The following is a 5,435-nucleotide window of genomic DNA, read 5'->3' as shown; positions in this document are numbered from 1 at the left end:
GTCTGCGCCTTGTCTCCGCCCTTCTGGCAGAATGCGACGAGGAATGGATGACCGGGAAAATCTACCTCAACCTGAATGACTGATGGCTATATCCCGATGGAATCCCTTGGGGGCTTTTACAGAAAAGAAGTTGCGCTGCCCCTGGCCTCGCCGGCCGGCCGGACTCCGCGGCAGATCCGCGCCGATACCCGGAGGCGACTGAAAACATGATTCTTTTCGAGACAGAGTTGGCAAGCCAGCGCACTTTCCGGCTGCCCACGAGGAAGCGGCAGTGCTACAGTGGTCCACGGCGCAGCAATCCGGCACCCGACTCCTTCACCGCCTGTACCGGTCCCTGCTTGCGTGCTTACCCGCAAGGAGCTTGGACAATGAGAATTCCAGCCGAGATCATTCCGCCGATCGGCACCCAGAGCAAGGAACCGGACAACACGAAAAAAGCTGAACCGGTGGGCAATGCGGCGGAACTGGCGACCGGCTTCCCCGAGTCGGCACCGGACGACCAGTCCCCCCTCGACAAGCAGGAAGCCGTCACCCCGCCCGCTGCCGTCCCGGCCAGGACAACGGACGGCAGCGTCGCCGGGAGCCAGGCCATCCCCGTCGAACGCCGGCAAGCCGAGCGCCGCTCGGAGAACCGGCCGGTGCTGCTCGACACCCGCTCCAAGAGAGGGCGCCGTCTGGCGTCGAGCGACGTGCGCATCAACATCAAGGTCTGACGCGCGAGCTACGGTCGGGCAGCAACTGCGCTCCCCGCAAGCTCACCCGGGCACGGGAACTCGCCGTGCTGCAGGGGGGGTGCTTTCCCGCCAATCCGCCCGGAATGACTTGATCACCTGGCTGAAAACGTCGGACGAGGCCGGCGAAGGGCGACGAGGAGCGTGGCGGCGCCAAAACCCGAGTCTCGTCACTTCACTCAGCACACGGTTCGGTCACGCCGCTTCATTCGAGACTGGCCATGTCGATGACGAATCGGTACTTCACGTCGCTTTTCAGCATCCGCTCATAGGCCGTGTTGATGTAGTCGATCGGGATCATCTCGATATCCGACACGATGTCGTGCTGGGCGCAGAAGTCCAGCATCTCCTGGGTTTCGCGGATGCCGCCGATGAGCGAGCCGGCCAGTTGACGGCGCCTCAGGATCAGGTTGAATACGCCCGGTGAAGGATGTGGCTCGGCGGGTGCCCCGACCAGGGTCATGGTGCCATCACGCTTGAGAAGTTGCAGGTAGTCATCCAGATTGTGGGGAGCCGCCACGGTGTTCAGGATGAAATCGAAGCGATTGGCCTGCGCCGCCATCTGGTCCCGGTCGGTCGAAACACACACTTCGTCGGCACCGAGCCGTTTTCCGTCGGCGATCTTCCTGGTCGAGGTGGTGAACAACACGACATGTGCACCCATGGCGTGGGCGATCTTGACACCCATGTGCCCCAGCCCGCCAAGGCCGACGATGCCTACCCTCCTGCCCGGCCCCGCTCCCCAATGGCGCAGTGGCGAGTAGGTGGTGATGCCGGCACACAGCAACGGCGCGACGCTGGCCAGGTCCTGCTCGGCGTGTCTGACGCGCAAGACGAAGGATTCCCTGACGACGATCGACTGGGAATAACCGCCATAGGTATTCTCGCCACCGAAGAGCGGACCGTTATAGGTCCCGGTAAAGCCGTTCTCGCAGTATTGTTCCTCGCCCTCCTCACAGGAGTGGCAATGGCCACAGCTATCGACCATGCAGCCGACCCCGGCCAGGTCACCCACCCTGAAGCTACGAACCTTGTCGCCGACCGCGACCACCCGACCAACGATTTCGTGACCTGGAACAGAAGGGTAGAGGGTGTTCTTCCACTCATTGCGCGCCGTATGCAGATCGGAATGGCAGACACCACAGAAGAGGATGTCGATCTGCACATCTTCCGGGCCAGGAGCACGACGCTGCAGGTCGAATGGCGCCAGGGCACTGCTTGCGCTTTGCGCTGCATACGCTTTGGTTTGCATGTTCATGGTGATTGGATCCTTTGTCTGGTTCAGATGCAATGACAGCAGTTTTCCGGTCCGGTAGCACCAAGTGATGCGTCGAGAATCCCGTCCTCTCGTGAATGGCTGCCATGGCCGGACTGTTGCGGGTCGCCGTAGCCCCGGGAAGAGGCACGACCCGGAACTCCGTTGAGGCTCGTTCCGGCGATTCCAGAATCCGGCGAATGACCGAACAGGGCCGATGGTACCCCTTGGCTCCTGTCCCTGCCAAGCGGGTTGGGGCGAACTGCCGCCTGGGCGACGGGTGGCCGGCAAACGGGAGTGCGCCGCCAGGTTCGTCCCGGAGGGGTCTCGTGGGGGAGCAAGCCGAGATTGACCGCAGTTGCCAGGCAAACATATACTCTTCGGGGTGGCAGTGAACCACCTGACCTTCCACACAACCCAGGAAAGGACGAAAGAACCGGGCAATATCCGATACAGCGTGCGTGAGTACGCTGTTCCATTCCCGGACACAAGCTTGTGAATCCACTGGAGAGGCCGACCATGACCCAACCCGCAGAACTGGTGCTGCCAGACGATGTGCAGCCTGAGACCGTATCCGACGCCTTGCCCGCCGAGCCGCTCGATGCGCCGACCCCGCAAATCCCTGTGATCAGACCCGAGATGGGCCGCCTGCTGGAAATGACACAGACCAATGGCGCCAGCGTGACGCCGAAGGAGATCAACGCGCAGCTTGACCGCGTGCTGCGCGACTACGACGAACTGACCGCGCTCTACGCCGAAAACAACCGCCGCATCGACAGCGAGCTGGCCGAACTCCGCCAGTCCGGCGGGGCGGTGTCGAGTCGGGTGCATCAACTCGGCGCCGACCTGCAGCAACAGAGCCTGTCCCTGGCCGGACACGCGGCCGCTACGGAACGGAGCATTGCTGCACTGCGCGGCGATGCGCGTGCCTGGCTGGCCGACTCGGAACAGCGCTGGGACACGCGGCTCGCGAGCAACAACGCGCGCATCAGCGCGGACCTGGCAGAACTCGACACCAGCATCGGGTCGCTGCAGGGTCTGCTCCAGACGCAGGAACAAATCATCGCCGAGCAACGCGCGCGCCTGGATCAGTTCGACGTCACCTGCCAGTTGCTCGATACCGCGACGCGCGGCAACAAGAGCCGTATCGAAGTGGTGCGCGAGCAGGCGGAAAGGCAACACGCGATCGTCGAAGCGCGGGTCGCCGGCCTGAGTGCCCTGCAGCGCGAGCACCATGCCGAGTTCCAGACCTTGCAGGGGCTGGTCGGTGTCCTGCAATCGGAAACGCAGCGCCTGGACGGGGAAATCGCCAAGCTGGCGAGCGCGCTGGCAAGCCATGCGGGTGACACCCGGGAGAGATTCAAGCGGACTCATCTGGCCATCGCCGGCCTGCTGTTGCTGACCGTGTCTGGCTTCGCCCTCGTCAAGTGGGTGCCTGCCTTCGCTCCGGCGAGCAGCGAATCGGCAATCGTCCAGAACCAGGCCCGAATCAGCGAGGTCGGTGGCCAGGTGGCGGCACTCTCCGCGCGGGAAGCGGCGCAGCAGGAGACCGACGCACGTCAGCAGGCCGGCATCGACCAGGTCTCGGGCAAGGTTTCCAGTCTGGAGAAAAGCCTGAGCGAACTGCGTGCCGCGATACGCAAGCTGCGCGTCCAGAATGCGGGGGGTGCGGTGTTGCGTGACAGCCAGTGGTTACTGCAGCAGAACCCCAAGGCCTATACCGTGCAGTTGGTGACATCGCCCAGCCAGGCCGACATGGCTCGCTTCATCGACCGCAACATGGAACAGCTTGCGCTGGATTCCCTGGCCTTTTCCGTCACCGAGCGTGACCAGCGCGAGCGCTACAACCTGTTCTTCGGCGTGTTCAAGACCGTCAGCGAAGCGCGCGCCGCGCTGGAAGCCCTGCCACCCGAACTGCGCATCAACCGGCCGTGGGTGCGCCAGATGCAGTCAGTTCAGGATTCGTTGCACTGAGCGACATCGGGCGAATGGCAGGAGCCGGGCCGGATGGTGCCCGGCTTGCCCGACAAGGGGGCACCACGCCCGGCCCTCGCGGGGCAAGCCGCGAGTTTGCGGACAGGGACGCCCAAACCCCGATACCCGTTGTGGCCAGCAGGAGCAATTCCACATCGGTTGCCGGGCAAGACCGCAGCGGCGCTCACCCGACCGATTCCCGGCAGCGCGGAATCCGGAATCCTGGTTCGTGGGTCAACAGGCCGCCTTTCCGTAGCGCCATCCCCAACGAGGACGGCTCCTGGTGCGCCCTTCCCCTCTAGCTCAGACCACGTCTGCGCGCTGCAGCCAATCCGGCGATGCCGAGCCCAAAGAGCACCAGGGAAGTCGGTTCGGGAACCAGAAAGCCACGAATCTCGCCACCCGGGAAAACGCTACTGTGAATGTTCAGATACGCCTTGCCGGCAGCAAGCCCGGCGAGCAAGGCGGCTTCGGCACCCGCTGCGCTGCCACCGTTGGCCGTCACGAAGCCCGCCCGGTAAGAGGAGTCCAAGCCGAGATCAAAGGTGTGATCATAGCTTCCTGCCGTGACCCCGCTGGGAAATCCGCTGAAGCTGGGTGTCTGGGTCGCCACCCCCACCAGGCCGCTACCTGACACCGCAGTGCAGCAGTGGATATGCGCTGCGGTCACTCCAGCCAGCAAACCACTGAAGTCCACCTGGACCCGCATCGTGTTGGCGACGTCATCGACGGTGACAATTGCCTTGCCAGTTCCCGGCGAGGCGTTCGGCGGATCTTCCGCCGCCCCGCTGAGCGTCGCATAGTAGGCAATCGGTACTGCCGAGGCGGGCGCGGCGGCGCCCAAAGCCAGCACTACCATACTTCCCGTAGTGAGGAGCGAAGCAAAAAAACGCGTTCTGGTCATGGTTTTCTCCGGTTTTATCCGATTCTGATTGGCAGGCAAGAAAGTGCCCAGACTCTTGCAGCAAGATCCGTGCTATAAAAAACTTGACCATGTTTCTCAACAATTTGGGCCGACTCGCGACTCGCCGGGCGTCCTCGGTGTAAAATTTTTCGACACATGATTTGTTGCGTGCAGGCACCACGAACGGACCTGGACAGCGAGGCCCATTCCCATATTTCGCCCCTGCGCAATCGGCCAGGAACTGATCGAGTTCCGTCTGGACGGCGCCCTCCACGCCGGAGAGCAGAAACCTCGGGACCTCAGGCAGGGAGGCATGCGCTGGCGGATGAATTGCTTATGTGGAGGCGTCCCCTCTTTCGGCCAACCACCGTCTCGCGTCCCTGGTTGAAACTGGCGGGCCGAACATCAGCAATGCCTCTCATGGCGAACCTGAACCGCCCCAGGTTTTGAGGAGGCTCCAACTCTTGAGAAGAGGGAGCCATGAACAAATCACCGAAGTTCTCACCCGCAGTCCGCGAGCGTGCTGTTCGCATGGTGCAGGAGCACCGAGCCGACTACCCGTCGCTGTGGG

4 protein-coding genes are annotated in these 5,435 nt (G+C 63.1%); 2 read left to right on the top strand and 2 right to left on the bottom strand.

The window, feature by feature from the left end; translation table 11 throughout:
- The first annotated feature begins 368 nt into the window (after positions 1–368).
- Complete coding sequence (locus JNK99_RS14880) at positions 369–713, top strand: hypothetical protein (RefSeq protein ID WP_291854412.1); 345 nt, start codon at positions 369–371, stop codon at positions 711–713.
- Positions 714–936: 223 nt separating this feature from the next.
- On the opposite strand, the gene JNK99_RS14875 is transcribed toward JNK99_RS14880, so the two are convergent.
- A complete protein-coding gene (locus JNK99_RS14875) occupies positions 937–1,983 on the bottom strand; it encodes an NAD(P)-dependent alcohol dehydrogenase (RefSeq protein ID WP_291854414.1) in 1,047 nt (348 codons plus the stop codon).
- A gap of 522 nt (positions 1,984–2,505) precedes the next feature.
- Here JNK99_RS14875 and JNK99_RS14870 point away from each other — a divergent pair.
- Complete coding sequence (locus JNK99_RS14870) at positions 2,506–3,960, top strand: SPOR domain-containing protein (protein ID WP_291854410.1); 1,455 nt, start codon at positions 2,506–2,508, stop codon at positions 3,958–3,960.
- Between the two features lie 298 nt (positions 3,961–4,258).
- Here JNK99_RS14870 and JNK99_RS14865 read toward each other — a convergent pair whose 3' ends face one another.
- Positions 4,259–4,864 (bottom strand): CHRD domain-containing protein, encoded by a 606-nt coding sequence (locus JNK99_RS14865; RefSeq protein ID WP_291854407.1) that lies wholly within the window; start codon positions 4,862–4,864, stop codon positions 4,259–4,261.
- Positions 4,865–5,435 lie beyond the last annotated feature (571 nt).

The sequence above is a fragment of the Accumulibacter sp. genome, assembly GCF_016789985.1.
Taxonomy (GTDB): domain Bacteria; phylum Pseudomonadota; class Gammaproteobacteria; order Burkholderiales; family Rhodocyclaceae; genus Accumulibacter.
The sequence above is the reverse complement of the archived record's forward strand: the minus strand, read 5'-3'. Positions and strand labels throughout refer to the sequence as shown.